The sequence below is a fragment of the Mycobacterium sp. genome, assembly GCF_965229105.1.
Classification (GTDB): domain Bacteria; phylum Actinomycetota; class Actinomycetes; order Mycobacteriales; family Mycobacteriaceae; genus Mycobacterium.
In genome coordinates this window covers 1,169,502-1,183,654 of the sequence record NZ_OZ245858.1, presented here as the reverse complement: position 1 = coordinate 1,183,654, position 14,153 = coordinate 1,169,502, and the positions used below count along the sequence as shown (strand labels likewise).

Annotated in this window: 14 protein-coding genes; 2 read left to right on the top strand and 12 right to left on the bottom strand. The window is 66.8% G+C overall.

The genetic code is table 11. The features are described 5' to 3' along the window. Window positions 1-18 precede the first annotated feature (18 nt). From ADBZ9O_RS05670 to ftsH, 6 genes are read right to left on the bottom strand one after another with little or no spacing between them, the layout of a single operon-like run. Window positions 19-495, bottom strand: a complete 477-nt coding sequence (locus tag ADBZ9O_RS05670) for a DUF3180 family protein (protein ID WP_526529209.1) — start codon at window positions 493-495, stop codon at window positions 19-21. Further along, window positions 495-1,028, bottom strand: a complete 534-nt coding sequence (gene folK, locus ADBZ9O_RS05665; protein ID WP_526529207.1) for a 2-amino-4-hydroxy-6-hydroxymethyldihydropteridine diphosphokinase — start codon at window positions 1,026-1,028, stop codon at window positions 495-497. The genes ADBZ9O_RS05670 and folK overlap by 1 nt, the downstream gene beginning before the upstream one ends. Then, window positions 1,025-1,426 (bottom strand): dihydroneopterin aldolase, encoded by a 402-nt coding sequence (folB, locus tag ADBZ9O_RS05660; protein WP_526529205.1) that lies wholly within the window; start codon window positions 1,424-1,426, stop codon window positions 1,025-1,027. Before folB ends, folK begins: the two co-directional genes overlap by 4 nt. Beyond that, window positions 1,419-2,258, bottom strand: coding sequence for a dihydropteroate synthase (gene folP, locus ADBZ9O_RS05655; RefSeq protein WP_526529203.1), 840 nt, complete (start codon window positions 2,256-2,258; stop codon window positions 1,419-1,421). The genes folB and folP overlap by 8 nt, the downstream gene beginning before the upstream one ends. After that, the gene (gene folE / locus ADBZ9O_RS05650) at window positions 2,255-2,824 is read right to left on the bottom strand and encodes a GTP cyclohydrolase I FolE (RefSeq protein ID WP_526532867.1); all 570 of its coding nucleotides are present in this window, start codon (window positions 2,822-2,824) and stop codon (window positions 2,255-2,257) included. The genes folP and folE overlap by 4 nt, the downstream gene beginning before the upstream one ends. Before the next feature lie 60 nt (window positions 2,825-2,884). Next, window positions 2,885-5,254 (bottom strand): ATP-dependent zinc metalloprotease FtsH, encoded by a 2,370-nt coding sequence (ftsH, locus tag ADBZ9O_RS05645; protein WP_526529201.1) that lies wholly within the window; start codon window positions 5,252-5,254, stop codon window positions 2,885-2,887. 209 nt (window positions 5,255-5,463) lie between these two features. On the opposite strand from ftsH, the gene ADBZ9O_RS05640 reads away from it, so the two are divergent. Then, a complete protein-coding gene (locus tag ADBZ9O_RS05640; RefSeq protein ID WP_526529199.1) occupies window positions 5,464-6,345 on the top strand; it encodes an alpha/beta fold hydrolase in 882 nt (293 codons plus the stop codon). Between the two features lie 95 nt (window positions 6,346-6,440). After that, entirely contained in the window at window positions 6,441-7,178 is a 738-nt protein-coding gene (locus tag ADBZ9O_RS05635; RefSeq protein WP_526529197.1) for an SIMPL domain-containing protein, read from the top strand. 8 nt (window positions 7,179-7,186) lie between these two features. Here the strand turns inward: ADBZ9O_RS05635 and ADBZ9O_RS05630 are convergent, their stop codons facing one another. The 6 genes from ADBZ9O_RS05630 to dacB are packed head-to-tail and all read right to left on the bottom strand — an operon-like array spanning window position 7,187 to window position 14,008. Further along, the gene (locus ADBZ9O_RS05630; RefSeq protein ID WP_526529195.1) at window positions 7,187-7,702 is read right to left on the bottom strand and encodes a cupin domain-containing protein; all 516 of its coding nucleotides are present in this window, start codon (window positions 7,700-7,702) and stop codon (window positions 7,187-7,189) included. Between the two features lie 2 nt (window positions 7,703-7,704). Beyond that, the gene (locus ADBZ9O_RS05625; protein WP_526529193.1) at window positions 7,705-9,924 is read right to left on the bottom strand and encodes a molybdopterin-dependent oxidoreductase; all 2,220 of its coding nucleotides are present in this window, start codon (window positions 9,922-9,924) and stop codon (window positions 7,705-7,707) included. 30 nt (window positions 9,925-9,954) lie between these two features. Beyond that, window positions 9,955-10,572, bottom strand: coding sequence for a hypoxanthine phosphoribosyltransferase (gene hpt / locus ADBZ9O_RS05620; RefSeq protein WP_526532865.1), 618 nt, complete (start codon window positions 10,570-10,572; stop codon window positions 9,955-9,957). A 21-nt stretch (window positions 10,573-10,593) separates the two neighbouring features. Next, entirely contained in the window at window positions 10,594-11,568 is a 975-nt protein-coding gene (gene tilS / locus ADBZ9O_RS05615) for a tRNA lysidine(34) synthetase TilS (RefSeq protein ID WP_526529191.1), read from the bottom strand. Continuing rightward, entirely contained in the window at window positions 11,547-12,626 is a 1,080-nt protein-coding gene (locus tag ADBZ9O_RS05610; protein ID WP_526529189.1) for an Rv3626c family coenzyme F420 biosynthesis-associated protein, read from the bottom strand. The genes tilS and ADBZ9O_RS05610 overlap by 22 nt, the downstream gene beginning before the upstream one ends. Then, window positions 12,623-14,008, bottom strand: a complete 1,386-nt coding sequence (gene dacB / locus ADBZ9O_RS05605) for a D-alanyl-D-alanine carboxypeptidase/D-alanyl-D-alanine endopeptidase (RefSeq protein ID WP_526529187.1) — start codon at window positions 14,006-14,008, stop codon at window positions 12,623-12,625. Before dacB ends, ADBZ9O_RS05610 begins: the two co-directional genes overlap by 4 nt. Between the last annotated feature and the right edge of the window lie 145 nt (window positions 14,009-14,153).

Below are 14,153 nucleotides of genomic sequence, written 5' to 3'. Positions count from 1 at the left end.
CAGGACAGGTCAACACCGTCAATCCGGCTCGCGGTCAGCACCTTCGGAATGATCCATCGGCGACTTGCAGCAATGCTGCAGCCATAGGGCGGCGGCAATGAGAGCGAAGGCAGATGCGGCCGCCACCACCGCCCCAGTCGTGTCTTCGCCTGCCACGCGCAGCGTTTCGCGCCTCGGCAGCAGATAAGCCAGTATTCCGAGCCACCAGCCGAGAACTCCCGCGCCGACCCACGCCGACGCACTGGCGATGACGACGCTGCGCGCCACGGCAATGGGATGCAGTCGCCCTGCGCCGGAACCGATCTGCCCGTTGCTGATCTTTGTCCTGACCTGAACTCCCCACACCGCTTCGGCGATCGCGACACCGGCCAGCGACAGGCCGGTCCACACGGTCAGTGGCGGGAACCACCGGTAGAGCAGCAGGACTGCCAGGAAGCTGAGCACACCGGCGCCGATCACCACCGCGACCAGATCACGTTTCCTGGTCGGGCCCATCAGCGGTCAGGCTCCAGCGCGGGGTTCAACACCACTGCGGTCAGCCGGACGCTGTCGCGGTCACCGGCATCCAGGTCGTCGAGCAGTCGCACCACCGGCCGCATCTCCCCAGCGACAGTGATCTCGGCATCCGGGTCCACATCCAGCCACGGGATCAGCACGAAGGCCCGCAGATGCGCCAGTGGATGCGGCAGCGTGAGGCCATCGGTGCGCGAATAGATCTCGTCGCCACCCTGATGGCAGGTGACCAGGTCGACGTCCAGAGTGCGCGGGCCCCACTTCTGCCCGCGCACACGCTCCGCTGCCAGCTCAAGGTCCTGCGCGAAGGCCAACCAGCCCGGCCCATCCAGCGCGGGGTCGTCGGCGATCACGATCGCATTGAGGAACGACCCCTGATCCACCCCACCCCACGGCTCGGTCTCGTAAACCGGTGACACCGCACGCAGTCGCTCCCCCAGCGCGTCGAGCACCGATTGCAGCCGGGCCACCCGGTCACCGAGATTCGACCCGATGGACAGCACCACCCGGCTCATAGCGCACCGCCTGCTGGCAGGACCGAGCCGCGACTGCCGCGCCGCGATCGTCGCGCCACCACCGCGACATCGGCGAACGTCAGCGGGATGGGGGCCTGCGGTTTGTGCACCACCACCTCGACGGCGTGCACCCGTTCGTCGGCCATCACATCCTCGGCGATCTCCGCGGCGACCGTCTCGATCAAATTCCTGGCCGGTCCGCCGACGATATCGGCAGCGCGCGCGGCCAGCACGCCGTAATCGTAGGTATCGGCGAGGTCGTCGCTGGCCGCCGCGGCGGCGAGGTCGATCCACACGGTGATGTCGATGACGAAATCCTGCCCGTCGCGGCGCTCATGGTCGAATACTCCGTGATTCCCTCGAACAGCCAAGCCGCGCAGTTCAATTCGATCAGCCATCGGTTCCTTCCGTCCAGGCCCGGACCACTGCCAGTGCGTCCACCGTGGCGCGCACATCGTGCACGCGTACCCCCCAGGCGCCATGGACGGCAGCCAGGGCCGAGATGACAGCCGTTGCTGTTTCGCGACCATCCGGCGGACGAACGGATCCGTCGTGACCGGCCAGCAGCGCACCGAGAAATCGTTTGCGCGATGCCCCGATGAGCACCGGGATACCGGTGCCGATCAGTTCGGGCAGCGCCTGCAGAAGCGCCCAATTGTGTTGCGCTGTCTTGGCAAAACCCAGCCCGGGGTCGATCACCAGATTCGCCGCGTCCACCCCTGCGGCCACTGCGGCATCGACGGCGGCGAGCAGATCGGTCCGCACCTGCGCCACCACGTCGCCGTAAGCGGGCACCTGATGGGAAACATCACCGGTGAGCGAACGCCAGTGCATCAGCACCCAGGGCACCCCCGCCTCGGCGAGCACCCCGGCCATCGCCGGGTCGGCGCGACCGCCGGACACATCGTTGACGATCTTTGCGCCACTGTCGAGGGCCGCTTTGGCCACCGCCGCGTGCATGGTGTCGATACTGACCGTAATGCCCTGCGCGGCAAGACCTTCGACCACAGGAATGACGCGCGCCAGCTCGACCGGCGCATCTACCCGGACCGCACCGGGCCGCGTCGACTCCCCGCCGACATCGATGATGGCGGCACCCTCGGCGACCAGCCGCAACCCGTGTTCCACAGCACGGTCAGTGTCGAGGTACCGGCCACCGTCGGAGAAAGAGTCGTCGGTGACGTTGACGACACCCATCACCTGCACGCTGGGCCTCTTTTTTTGCGTCATTTACGCAATATGAGATCCAGCGCCTCAGACCGGGATGCGTTATCGGTCTTGAACTGGCCGCGCACCGCCGACGTGGTGGTGCTGGCCCCCGGTTTGCGGATCCCCCGCATCGCCATACAGAGATGCTCGGCCTCCATGACGACGATGACGCCACGCGGGTCCAGCTTGCGCATCAGCGCGTCGGCGACCTGACCGGTCAGCCGCTCCTGCACCTGCGGACGCTTGGCGTAGAGGTCGACCACCCTCGCCAGCTTCGACAGCCCGGTGACCCGGCCCTCCACACCCGGGATGTAGCCGACGTGGGCCACCCCGTGAAAGGCCACCAGATGGTGCTCGCAGGTCGAGTACATCGGAATGTCCTTGACCAGGACGAGTTCATTGTGGTTCTCGTCGAAGGTGGTGTTCAGTACGTCATCGGGATTGGTGTACAGGCCCGCAAACATCTCCTGATAGGCCCTGGCCACCCGCGCCGGGGTATCCACCAGCCCTTGACGATCGGGGTCCTCACCGACTGCATAGAGCAGCTCGCGAACAGCGGCCTCAGCTCGTTGCTGGTCGAACACCATCGATCCGTTCACCGTCACCGTGCGGGAATTGGGCTGCGTCATCGGAGCCTCCGTTCGTCATCAACCGTGCGTCGGCGGGTTGGGCCGACGTGCATCATCGCCTGGCCGTTCACCTGGCGCCGCACCGGCGTCGGGTTGGCCTTGTGGCGGATACGGCTGATACGGGTACGGCTGACCCGGATAGTTCTGCGGAGGCGGCCACCCTCCCGACGGCGGACCGGCGGGCGGCGGCGGATACCAATAGCCCTGCGGGGGCGGTCCCGCCGGGGGTTGCGGCTGGCCAGGGGCCTGGGGTGCTGGCGGCCAACCCGGCGCATGCCAACCTGCCGGGGCGCCGTAGTCCGGCGTGCCGTGCGGTGCGCCATTGGCTCCATTGGCTCCATTGGCTCCGTTGGCGCCGTTGGTCCCGTTGGAGCCATTGGCCCCATTCGAACCGTTGGCATTCGCTTTCCTGGTGGCCTCGGCGATGGCGGTTTTGAAGGCAGGTTCCGGCACAGGCTGCGGCCATTCCTCGCCTCGCTCGATCGCCAGCTCACCCGGGGTCTTGATGGGTGGCTTGTCCGAGGGGATGCGTCCACCGAAGTCGTCGAACACCGGCAGGCGCTTGCGCTTCTTCACATCAGCGAAAATGGCGTTCAGCTCGGCGCGGTGCAGGGTTTCCTTTTCGAGCAGCTCGCCGGCGAGCACGTCGAGCACATCGCGGTACTCGGTCAGGATGTCCCACGCCTCGGTGTGTGCCGCCTCGATGAGCTTGCGGACCTCTTCGTCGATCTCGCGGGCGACCTCGTGGCTGTAGTCGGACTGGGTGCCCATGGATCGCCCCAGGAACGGGTCACCGTGCTCAGTGCCGTACTTCACGGCGCCGAGCTTGGTGCTCATGCCGTACTCGGTGACCATCGCGCGGGCGATCTTGGTGGCCTGCTCGATATCGGAGGAGGCACCGGTAGTCGGCTCGCGGAACACCAACTCTTCGGCGGCGCGACCACCCATCGCGAACACCAGCCTGGCGATCATCTCCGAGCGGGTCATCAGACCCTTGTCGTCCTCGGGGACGGCGACAGCATGTCCGCCGGTGCGCCCGCGGGCCAGGATGGTGACCTTGTAGATGGGCTCGATGTCGGGCATCGCCCAGGCGGCCAGGGTGTGGCCACCTTCGTGGTAAGCGGTGATCTTCTTCTCGTGCTCGCTGATCAGCCTGCTTTTGCGGCGCGGTCCACCGACTACCCGGTCGACGGCCTCTTCCATGGCGAGCGCGGTGATGATGGTGCCGTTCTCGCGGGCCGTCAGCAGCGCGGCCTCGTTGATCACGTTGGCCAGGTCGGCACCGGACATCCCGACGGTCCGCTTGGCCAGCCCGTCGAGGTCGGCGTCGGGAGCCATCGGCTTACCCGCCGAATGCACCCGAAGCACGGCCTTGCGACCGGCCAGATCGGGGCTCGACACCGGGATCTGACGATCGAAGCGGCCGGGCCGCAGCAGGGCCGGGTCCAGGATGTCGGGCCGGTTGGTGGCGGCGATCAGGATCACGCCTGCGCGCTCACCGAAACCGTCCATCTCGACCAGCAGCTGGTTCAGCGTCTGCTCGCGCTCGTCGTGACCGCCGCCCATGCCCGCGCCGCGCTGGCGACCGACAGCGTCGATCTCATCGACGAAGATGATGCAGGGGCTGTTCTGCTTGGCCTGCTCGAACATGTCGCGCACGCGGGAGGCGCCGACGCCGACGAACATCTCGACAAAATCTGAACCGGAGATGGTGAAGAACGGCACCCCAGCCTCGCCTGCGACGGCCCGCGCAAGCAAGGTCTTGCCGGTGCCGGGCGGGCCGTAGAGCAGCACACCCTTGGGGATCTTGGCACCGAGCGCCTGGTACCGCGACGGGTTCTGCAGGAAGTCCTTGATCTCGTAAAGCTCCTCGACCGCCTCGTCGACACCTGCCACGTCGGCGAACGTCGTCTTGGGCATGTCCTTGCCCAGCATTTTGGCCTTCGACTTGCCCATGCCGAAGCCCATCCGCCCGCCGGACTGCATGCGCGAGAACATCACGAAAAGACCGACCAGCAACAGCAGAGGCAGCAGGTAGATCAGCAGCGAACCGAGCACACTGCCCTGGTTGACGACGGTGTTGGTCTGGACGCCCTTGGCGGTCAGAGAGTCGAACAGTTCGACGCCGTAGCCGGTGGGGTATTTGGTCAGGACCTTGGTCGAGTCGGCGGTGTCGCCGTTGCCGTTCTTGAGCTCCAGACGCAGCTGCTGCTCGCGGTCGTCGATCTGGGCGCTCTTGACGTTTTCGCTGTTGATCTGGGCTATTGCCACCGATGTGTCGACGGGTTTATATCCCCGGGTGTCATCGCTGAAATAGAAGAAGGACCACCCGAGCAGCAGGACGACAGCGATCGCTGTCAGCGTGCGAATCACGTTTTTTCGGTTCATCAAGCATCGACCGTGTCCGGCCAAGTCCTTTCGAGCGCGCGTGGAGTACTTCAGGCTACCGCTACGCCAACGTCCAGCGGTTCCCGCGCCCGCGCCGGGCTTCTTCCTGGTCGCTCCCGGGGAGCTACGTTCCTGTGCTTTGGTGACAACTTTGGAGACAACTTTGGAGACAACTTTGGAGACAACTTTGGAGACAACGTGGAGAGAAGGTGCCGATGCCAACCGAACGGATCGTGGATGTCAACGGAGTTCGGTTACGGGTCACCGAGGCCGGTACGCCGGGAGATCCCGTCATCATCCTCGCCCACGGGTTTCCCGAGCTGGCCTACTCGTGGCGCCACCAGATCCCCGTACTGGCGGCCGCCGGCTACCACGTGTTGGCGCCCGATCAGCGCGGCTACGGCGGGTCATCGCGTCCGGACGCGGTCGAGGCCTATGACATCCATGCGCTGACCGGTGACCTCGTCGCCCTGCTCGACGATATCGACGTCGCCGAGGCGGTGTTCATCGGCCACGACTGGGGCGCCATGGTGGTCTGGCATACCGCCCTATTGCATCCCGAACGTGTCGCCGCGGTCGCAGGGCTGAGTGTGCCGCCGGTGCCACGGGCCCGTAGCCTGCCAACGCAGAAGTGGCGGACGAAGTTCGGCGAGGACTTCTACATGCTGCAGTTCCAGGAATACGGGCCCGCAGATACCGCCATGGCGACCGACCCGGCGGCCACCATGCGCGGGATGTTCGCAGGCAGTCCCGACGCGCCGCTGCCCGACTGGCTCACCGACGCCGAATTCGATTACTACGTCACCGAATTCACCCGCACCGGGTTCACCGGTGGCTTGAACTGGTACCGCAATTACGATCGAAACTGGGCCACGACGCTGCAGTTGGCTCAGGCGACCATCACCGTGCCAGCGCTGTTCGTCGGCGGGACCGCCGACCCCTTCCTGTCCACCATGCGCCCTGAGCGGGCGCGCGAGGTCGCCGTCGGGCCCTATCGCCAGGAGCTCATCGAGGGTGCGGGTCACTGGGTGCAACAGGACAGCGCCGACGAGGTCAACCGGATCCTGCTGGAGTTCCTGGCCGGGCTGTAGCGAGCGTAACGGGGTGGCGGAGATCAGGCTCCTGCATCGCCAGGGGGTTACATTCGGTGCTCGGGAAGATTCATGTCCGCCGCTATGGTGTCGACATGCCCAACGTCGGGAAAACCACACTGCTGCGCCGTATCTCCCTTGTCCTCCTCGCCGGTCTGACGGTGCTGGCACTGTCAGCCTGCGATGCCAGCCCGTCAGCATCGCCGCCCGGTGAAAATCCTCGGCAGGTCACCGTGGTCGGCGACGGTCAGGTCGAAGGCACACCGGACACGTTGACGGCGAATTCGGCGATCACCTTCGTCGCCGCCGATGTCACCACCGCGATGAACCAGACCAACGAACGCCAACAGGCCGTCATCGACGCGTTGGTCGCCGCAGGGATCGACAAGAAGGACATCAGCACCACCGGCGTGAGCTTGCAACCGCAGTACAGCGGCGACACCACGTCCACCATCGTCGGTTATCAGGCCAGCAACACCATCGATGTGAAAATCCGCGACCTCGGTTCGGCGTCACGGGTCCTGGCCCTGATCGTCAGCACCGGCGGTGACGCCACGCGGATCAACTCGGTGAACTACTCCATCAACGATGATTCTCAGCTGGTCAAGGATGCCCGCACCAGGGCCTTCAACGACGCCAAGGACCGCGCCGATCAGTACGCCGAGCTATCCGGGCTCAAACTCGGCAAGGTGATGTCCATATCGGAGGTGGCCGGCGGCGGCCCCACCCCGCCGGTTCCGATGCCGCGGATGTCGGCGACCTCCGAGGTACCGCTATCACCCGGTCAGCAGACGGTCAGTTTCTCGGTGACGGTGATCTGGGAGCTCGTCTAGGCGGCCGGTCAGCCGGCGGCGTCGGGTGACGTCCACTCCTGCCAACCCGGCTCCAACACGGTCAGGGTCGGCTCACCCGGCGGGAGCGTGAAGGTGTCGGTCAGTCGGACATCCTCGGTCCCGAGGTTCGCCGCGCTCATCGGCGTGTGCGCCGGCATGTAGTAACACGTCCCGGCTGGGTACGTCATCGGCTCACTTCCCTCCATGAAATCCGTGATCGTGCCGCTGAGCACGCAGGTAAGACCCCCGTATTCGTGGACGTGGATCGGGACGCGGGTGCCGGCCTTGCGGATCCCCTGCCAGACGACCAACCGGTTCCCGTCGTCCTTGACGGTGTCGAGCATCGTCGAGGTGTCCTGCAGCGGGAGCACGGTTCCTGGCGGCACGCTGCCGTTGATCGTCGTCACCGCAGCGGTCGGGTCGGCAGAGGCGACCTCGTCGCCGCAGAAACCTGCAATCATCGCTTGCGCCACCACCATGGCGCAGACCACCCAGACCCGATGCGCGCAACCCGTTGGGCGCATGGCTAATTCGCGGACACTGCCACTGGGAGACCGTTGAGCACCGCGGTGCCCGACAGCGGATCCATCAACCTGCCGTCGTTGAGCTGATTGACGTTGACCCCCGGCTGTGTGGCCGCCACACCGAGGCGGGTGCCGTCCTTACCGTGGCCCCAGCCGTGAGGCAGTGACACCACGCCGGGGCGGATGTCAGCAGTCACTTCGACGGGTACCGTCAGCACGCCGCCAGGGCCTGTCACGACCGCGGTGTCACCCAGGCCGAGACGTCGCGCATCGTCGGGGTGGATCTGCAATGTGCACCGGTTGGTCCCACCGGCCAGCGCAGGCACGTTGTGCATCCAGCTGTTGTTGGACCGCAAGTGCCGCCTGCCGATGAGGACCAGATCGCCGGGATCGCGATCCAGGGATTCCTGCAGCCGAACCACGTCGGCGACGAGCACCTCGGGTGCCAGCTCGACCATGCCGGACGCGGTGCGCAGCACCTCGGGCAGCCGCGGTTGCAGCGGCCCGTAGTCGATCCCGTGCGGGGCGGCCTTGAGCGATTCGAGGGTCAGCCCGTCAGGTTTGACACCGAACGCGTCTCCGTAGGGGCCCAGCCGCAACATCATGTCGAGCCGACGCTCGTACCCCGGTCCGATGGGCAGCATCGCTTTGAGTTCGTCGACGTCGCGACCCGCCACAGGTGAATCGGCGTCGGCAGCCTCCTTGGTCAGCGTCGCGGTGATGACCTGATCGTCGGCCAGTGCCGGGTCCGCTTGCGGCCCAAGGCCGTACACGATCAACGCGATCTTCGACAGGATGTCCGCCTCGCTGGGTCGGCCATGATCGAGCGGCAGCACCGGCGGGGTGTAGCGGGCGGTGTTGCGCACCGCGACGTTCGAGAGCAGGAAATCGAAATGCGGACTCTGCGACGGTGGGGGTGGGGGCAAGATCACGTCGGCATGCACGGTCGTCTCGTTGAGGTACGGGTCGATGCTGAGCATGAAGCCGACCCCGTCGAGGGCCAGGGCCAACCGGTCGCCGTCGGGGGCGGAGAGAACGGGGTTGCCCGCGATGGTGATCAGTGCGGCGATCTGACCGTCCCCGGGCGTGTCGATCTCCTCGGCCAGCGCGACCGCCGGCAGTTCCGAGGCCGTCTCCGGGTAGCCGGAGACCCGGCTGTGCCACCGTCCGGTGCTGAAACCGCGACCCGGGCGCGCGGGCCGCGGAGCCGAACCCGCCGCCGGCATCGGAAACATCGCTCCCCCTGGGGAGTCCAGGTTGCCGGTGAGGGTGTTGAGGACGTCGAGCAGCCAGCTGCCCAGGGTGCCGAACTCGACGGTCGACGTGCCGATCCGGCCGTAGACCACCGCCGTCGGTGCGGCGGCGATCTCGCGGGCCAGTTCGCGGATGTCGTGTGCACTGACGCCGCAATGCTTTTCGACAGCTTCCGGCGCGAAACCCGCCGCCAGTTCCCTGACCTTGTCCACACCGTTGACACCGGCCAGGTCGGAGGTGATCAAGTCTTCGTCGAACAGGACGTACACGACGGCGAACATCAACGCGGCATCGGTGCCGGGACGTGGCGCCAGGTGCCGGTCGGCGAACGTCGCGGTTCTGGTGCGCGTCGGGTCGATCACGGTCAGTCGTCCACCGCGGCGGCGCAGCGCCTTAAGCTTGCCGCCGAAATCGGCCGCCGTCGCCAGGCTTCCGTTGGAGACCAACGGGTTGGCGCCGATGATGACGAGGTGATCGGTGCGGTCCAGATCAGGCACGGTGAACGCGAACGGATTGCCGAACAGATAACCCTGCGCGACCTGTTTGGGCATCTGATCGAGTGTGCTGGCGGTGAAGACGTTGCGGGTACCCAGCGCCCTCGACACCAGTGGGGCGTACAACGCGCCTGCGACGGTGTGGGCATTCGGATTGCCGACGTAGACGCCGACGGAGCGGCCACCGTGTTCGGCGAGCACCGCCCCCAGCCGGTCGGCCACCACGGCGAACGCCTCATCCCAGCTGACCTCTGTGAACACCCCGTCACGGCGGATCAGCGGACGGCTCAGCCGGTCCGGGTCCCCGTCGAGTTCGGCGAAGCTGGCCCCTTTCGGGCAGATGAACCCGGCGCTGAACACATCATCGGCATCTCCGCGGGCGGATGTCACCAGGCCGAGGTCATCATCGACGGTCAGCGTCAGCCCGCAGGTGGCTTCGCACAGCGGGCAGATACGTAATGCGGTCCGGGTCATCCGGTTGCCTCTCCGTGACCGACGCGAGGTCTATTCGGTGTAGACCTTCGGGTCCAGTGTGCCGATGTAGCGCAGATCCCGGTACCGCTCTGCGTAGTCCAGTCCATACCCGACGACGAACTCGTTGGGGATGTCGAATCCGACGTACTGAATCTCGACATCGGTGCGCACAGCATCGGGTTTGCGCAGCAGCGTGCAGACCCGCAGTGAGCGGGGGTGCCGGGTGGCGAGGTTACGTAGCAGCCACGACAGCGTCAGACCGGAATCGACGATGTCCTCGACGATCAACACGTCGCGGTTGTTGATATCGCGGTCGAGGTCCTTGAGGATCCGCACCACACCGGATGACGACGTCGACGAACCGTAGGAGCTGACGGCCATGAACTCCAACTGGGTGGGCAGCGGGATCGCCCTGGCCAGATCGGTGACAAACATGACCGCGCCCTTGAGCACGGTGATCAGCAGCAGATCCTGGTCACCGCCGCTATCACGGTGATCCTTGGCCACCAACTCGGCAAGCTCAGCGGTTTTGGCCTGAATTTGCTCCTCAGACAGCAGAACCGACTTGATGTCTCCCGGGTACAGCTCGGCAGTATGCGCTGGCACGAGCACAGCGTGCCACGCTTTCCTTTTCAGAACCAGCGGGATGCCTCCAGAACCAAAGGAACCTCAGACGCGCGCGCGACGCAGCGTCAAGACGCCGTCTTCCCGCTCGGCAAACAATCGCTCCCGCGGCAGTCCGGCACCCACCGCCACACCCCCCTGACCGCGCCATTCGGTGACCAACGCCTCGACGGCGCGCAGCTGTTTGTCACTGAGCGCGGTGGCTCCCGCGGCGCGCAGCCAGGCGCGGATCACCCGTCGCCGGATCGCCGTCGGCAGGGGCGCGAGCACAGCTGTCTCCAGGCCCTCAGATCTGACGGCGTCGCCGTAGGCCTGCGCTGACATCGTGTCGAGGACGTCAGCGTCTTCCTGCAGTGCCGTCGCCGTCCGGGCCAACGCTTCGGCCACCCCGCCGCCGAGCACCTCTTCGAGCAGTGGCAGCACCTCGGTGCGCAGCCGCACCCGGGTGAACCGCGGATCACTGTTGTGGGGATCGCGCCAGGGCGCCACCCCCAGCTCCGCGCAGGCCGCCTCGGTCTCGGCGCGACGCACCTGTAGCAGCGGACGACACCACGGCGGGTCATACGCTCGGCTGCCGGAAATCGACCGCGGACCCGAGCCGCGACCAAGGCCAAGCAGCACCGTCTCGGCCTGGTCGTCGAGGGTGTGACCGATCAGCACCGGTGCGCCGGCACGCGCATCGGCCAGCGCGCCGTAACGTGCTGTGCGAGCGGCGGCCTCCGGCCCACCTGCGGTACCCACTTGTACGACAAGCACTTTCGCATCGACACAGCCCAGCGTGAGCGCTTGGCGGCGGGCGGTCTCCGCGACGTCGGATGAATTCGCTTGTAGCCCATGGTCGACGATCAGCGCCGTCGTCGGCAGCACCCGCGCGGCGGCTGCGGTCAGGGCCAACGAATCAGGGCCACCGGACAGCGCCACACACCAGCTCTTCGCCGCAGGCAGATGGGTGGTCGCGAAAGTCGTTACCGCAGCCGTGATCCGGTGCACGGGCTGCGTTAGAGCACCCGGTCGATCCATCGCTGCGGGAGGTCGATCTCATCGGGTAGCGGCAGGGTGTCCTGACTCGTCCAGACGGTGTTGAAGCGGTCCATCCCGACCCGGCCCACCACATGGTCGACGAACGCCTTACCCCTGGTGTACTGCGACATCTTCGCGTCAATACCCAACAGCGCCCGCAATACTCGCTGTACCGGTGGTTGCTTGCGTTGCCTGCGTTCTTCGAATCGGCGGCGGATAGTACTCACCGATGGCACCACCGCCGGACCGACCGCATCCATCACGTGATCGGCGTGGCCTTCGAGCAGCGTGCCGAGCACCAGGAGCTGATCGAGGGCTTTGCGCTGCGGCTCGGACTGCATCGCGCGCATGACGCCGAGGACGCCCGCCGAATTGGACCCGTCACCGTCGATACCGCTGCGGCGATCCTTGACCAGCGCCGCCAGCCGGCCGGCCACGGCGGTCATATCGTCGCCGACATCCTGGGTCAGCACCCCCAGAGCACCCGACATGTAGTCGGCCAGCCATGGGTTGGCCGTGAACTGCACCCGGTGGGTCACCTCGTGCAGGCACACCCACAGCCGGAAGTCGGCGGGTTTGACCCGCAATTGCCGTTCCACGGCAATGACATTCGGATACACCAACAGCAGGACACCGCCGGCCACCCCGAACGGGTCGTACTGACCGAGGATGCCCGAGGAGACGAACGCCAACACCGCACCGGTCTGTGCGCCGGTCACCCGGCTGGTGAGGACTCCCTTCGGCTTGACCTCAGCTTTGGCGGCCCCGCCCGCGCCGCCCGTCATCACGCGCATCGATTCGGTCGCCGCGCGGATCCAGTCCGGGCGGTCCACGATCCGGGCCTCGGGCACCGGCCCGTTGGTGTGGAGTCTGGTGACATCGCGTACCGGCGGCTCGGCCGCACGGGAGGACAGGGCCAGCTCGTCGATGGCCTGGTTGCGGGTGTACTCGGTAGCCGGCGGCGCAGGCCTGGCCAGTCGCCCACCGATATCGGCCGCGAACTTCCAATCCACGGCACCGGCGACATCCAGTCCACCGGAACGCGATGCGGCGCTCATGAATTGCATCCGCAGGACCGCAGGGTGGCCGCCAGCGCGTCGATCGCCAGCCGACCCGTTGGCCCGGCGTTATTGGACAGGAAAGCGAACGTCAGGACCCGGCCACCCGAATCGGTCACCACCCCGGCCAGCGCGTTGGTACCCGTCAGTGAGCCCGTCTTGGCGCGCAGCCAGCCCGCCGCCGCGCCGTTGGTCGCGGGATCGAGAAACCGGTTCGACAGTGTGCCGCTGCCACCGGCGATGGGCAGCAGATCCAGCAGCGGTCGCAGTTTGGGTTGATCCGGGCCTGCGGCTTCACCGACGACCTCGTCCAGGGTCGTCGCCGTCAGTCGGTCATCGACCGACAGGCCGCTGGAATCCATCAGCGTCGCACCGGTCAGATCGACATTGGCCGCCGCCAACCGTGCGGTGACTGCGTCGACCGCACCGGCGAAACTGGCCGGGCGGCGCGTCGCTTGCGCCACCTCGCGGCCGATGCTTTCGGCCATCACATTGTCGGAGTCGTTCATCATCTCCCCGAGCCGCTGGATCAGCGGCGCCGACTGCACAGTCGCGAGCTCTTTCCCGGTGGCAGGGCCGGGCGCGGTGGTGACGGTGGCTGGGTCGGCGCCCAACGCGACGGCCAATGCCCGCCCGGCGTCGAGCGCAGGCGTCAGCGACCGGCCCGAGTCCGCGGTGGTCGGCTGGATACGGCCGGCGTCGAGCATCACCGATTCCATGGGTGCGATATCGCCGCCGTCGATATCGGCGGGATCCCAGCCTGGCGCCATCTCCGGACCGCTGTAGAGCGAGGTGTCCACCTGGACAGCGGTGACCTTGGTACCGCTGCGCCGCACCTGGTCGGCGAGGTCGCTGATCCGCGCCGCACCGCGATACCAGGTGTCCTGACCGGGTGGTGCGGCCGACAGCGTCGGATCACCGCCGCCGACAAGGACGACCACTCCTGACTGTGCGGTCTGGTCGGCAGCGACCACCCGGGTGGTGACACGGGCGTCGCGGTCAAGGGTGAGCAGCGCCGCTGACGTCGTCAGCACCTTGTTGGTGGACGCGGGCTGCATCGGGATGTCATCGCCCTGCTTCCACAGCACTGCGCCGGTCTTGGCGTCGGTGATGCGGCCCGTGATCGCCCCGAGGTTGGGGTCGGCCACCGGCGCAGCCAGCGCCATCGCCATCCCGTTCGGGGTGGGCACCGGAGCATCGTCGGCCACCGCCACCACGGCAGGATTGGCGCTGACCAGCGGCGGAGGTGGCGGTGACTGGGCTTCGCTTGGCGTGTGCCCGCCGGTCACCAGCGCTGCCACCGCGACCACTGCGCCGACCACGATGAGAACGACGACACCGATCACGACATGCGTGGATCGCCGCCACCGGGTGGGACGCATGGCTCTCCTGACTGACTACGCGGGGGATACCCGTACTGCAGGGTATCGCTCCGAGGAGGGTTCGTTCCTCGCCATATCGTCACCAGGCGCCCCGGCCGCATCGTCGCAACGTTAGGGTTCTCCCGACGACCGTGGGACTCACCAC

Excerpts from the sequence above, each read along its gene's own strand:
- tilS (WP_526529191.1), bottom strand. The coding sequence starts at position 11,568 with ATGGATCGACCGGGTGCTCTAACGCAGCCCGTGCACCGGATCACGGCT.
- ADBZ9O_RS05635 (WP_526529197.1), top strand. The coding sequence starts at position 6,441 with ATGCCCAACGTCGGGAAAACCACACTGCTGCGCCGTATCTCCCTTGTC.
- ftsH (WP_526529201.1), bottom strand. The coding sequence starts at position 5,254 with ATGAACCGAAAAAACGTGATTCGCACGCTGACAGCGATCGCTGTCGTC.
- ADBZ9O_RS05630 (WP_526529195.1), bottom strand. The coding sequence starts at position 7,702 with ATGCGCCCAACGGGTTGCGCGCATCGGGTCTGGGTGGTCTGCGCCATG.
- dacB (WP_526529187.1), bottom strand. The coding sequence starts at position 14,008 with ATGCGTCCCACCCGGTGGCGGCGATCCACGCATGTCGTGATCGGTGTC.
- ADBZ9O_RS05625 (WP_526529193.1), bottom strand. The coding sequence starts at position 9,924 with ATGACCCGGACCGCATTACGTATCTGCCCGCTGTGCGAAGCCACCTGC.
- folE (WP_526532867.1), bottom strand. The coding sequence starts at position 2,824 with ATGGTGTTCGACCAGCAACGAGCTGAGGCCGCTGTTCGCGAGCTGCTC.
- folB (WP_526529205.1), bottom strand. The coding sequence starts at position 1,426 with ATGGCTGATCGAATTGAACTGCGCGGCTTGGCTGTTCGAGGGAATCAC.
- folK (WP_526529207.1), bottom strand. The coding sequence starts at position 1,028 with ATGAGCCGGGTGGTGCTGTCCATCGGGTCGAATCTCGGTGACCGGGTG.
- folP (WP_526529203.1), bottom strand. The coding sequence starts at position 2,258 with ATGACGCAAAAAAAGAGGCCCAGCGTGCAGGTGATGGGTGTCGTCAAC.
- ADBZ9O_RS05610 (WP_526529189.1), bottom strand. The coding sequence starts at position 12,626 with ATGAGCGCCGCATCGCGTTCCGGTGGACTGGATGTCGCCGGTGCCGTG.
- ADBZ9O_RS05670 (WP_526529209.1), bottom strand. The coding sequence starts at position 495 with ATGGGCCCGACCAGGAAACGTGATCTGGTCGCGGTGGTGATCGGCGCC.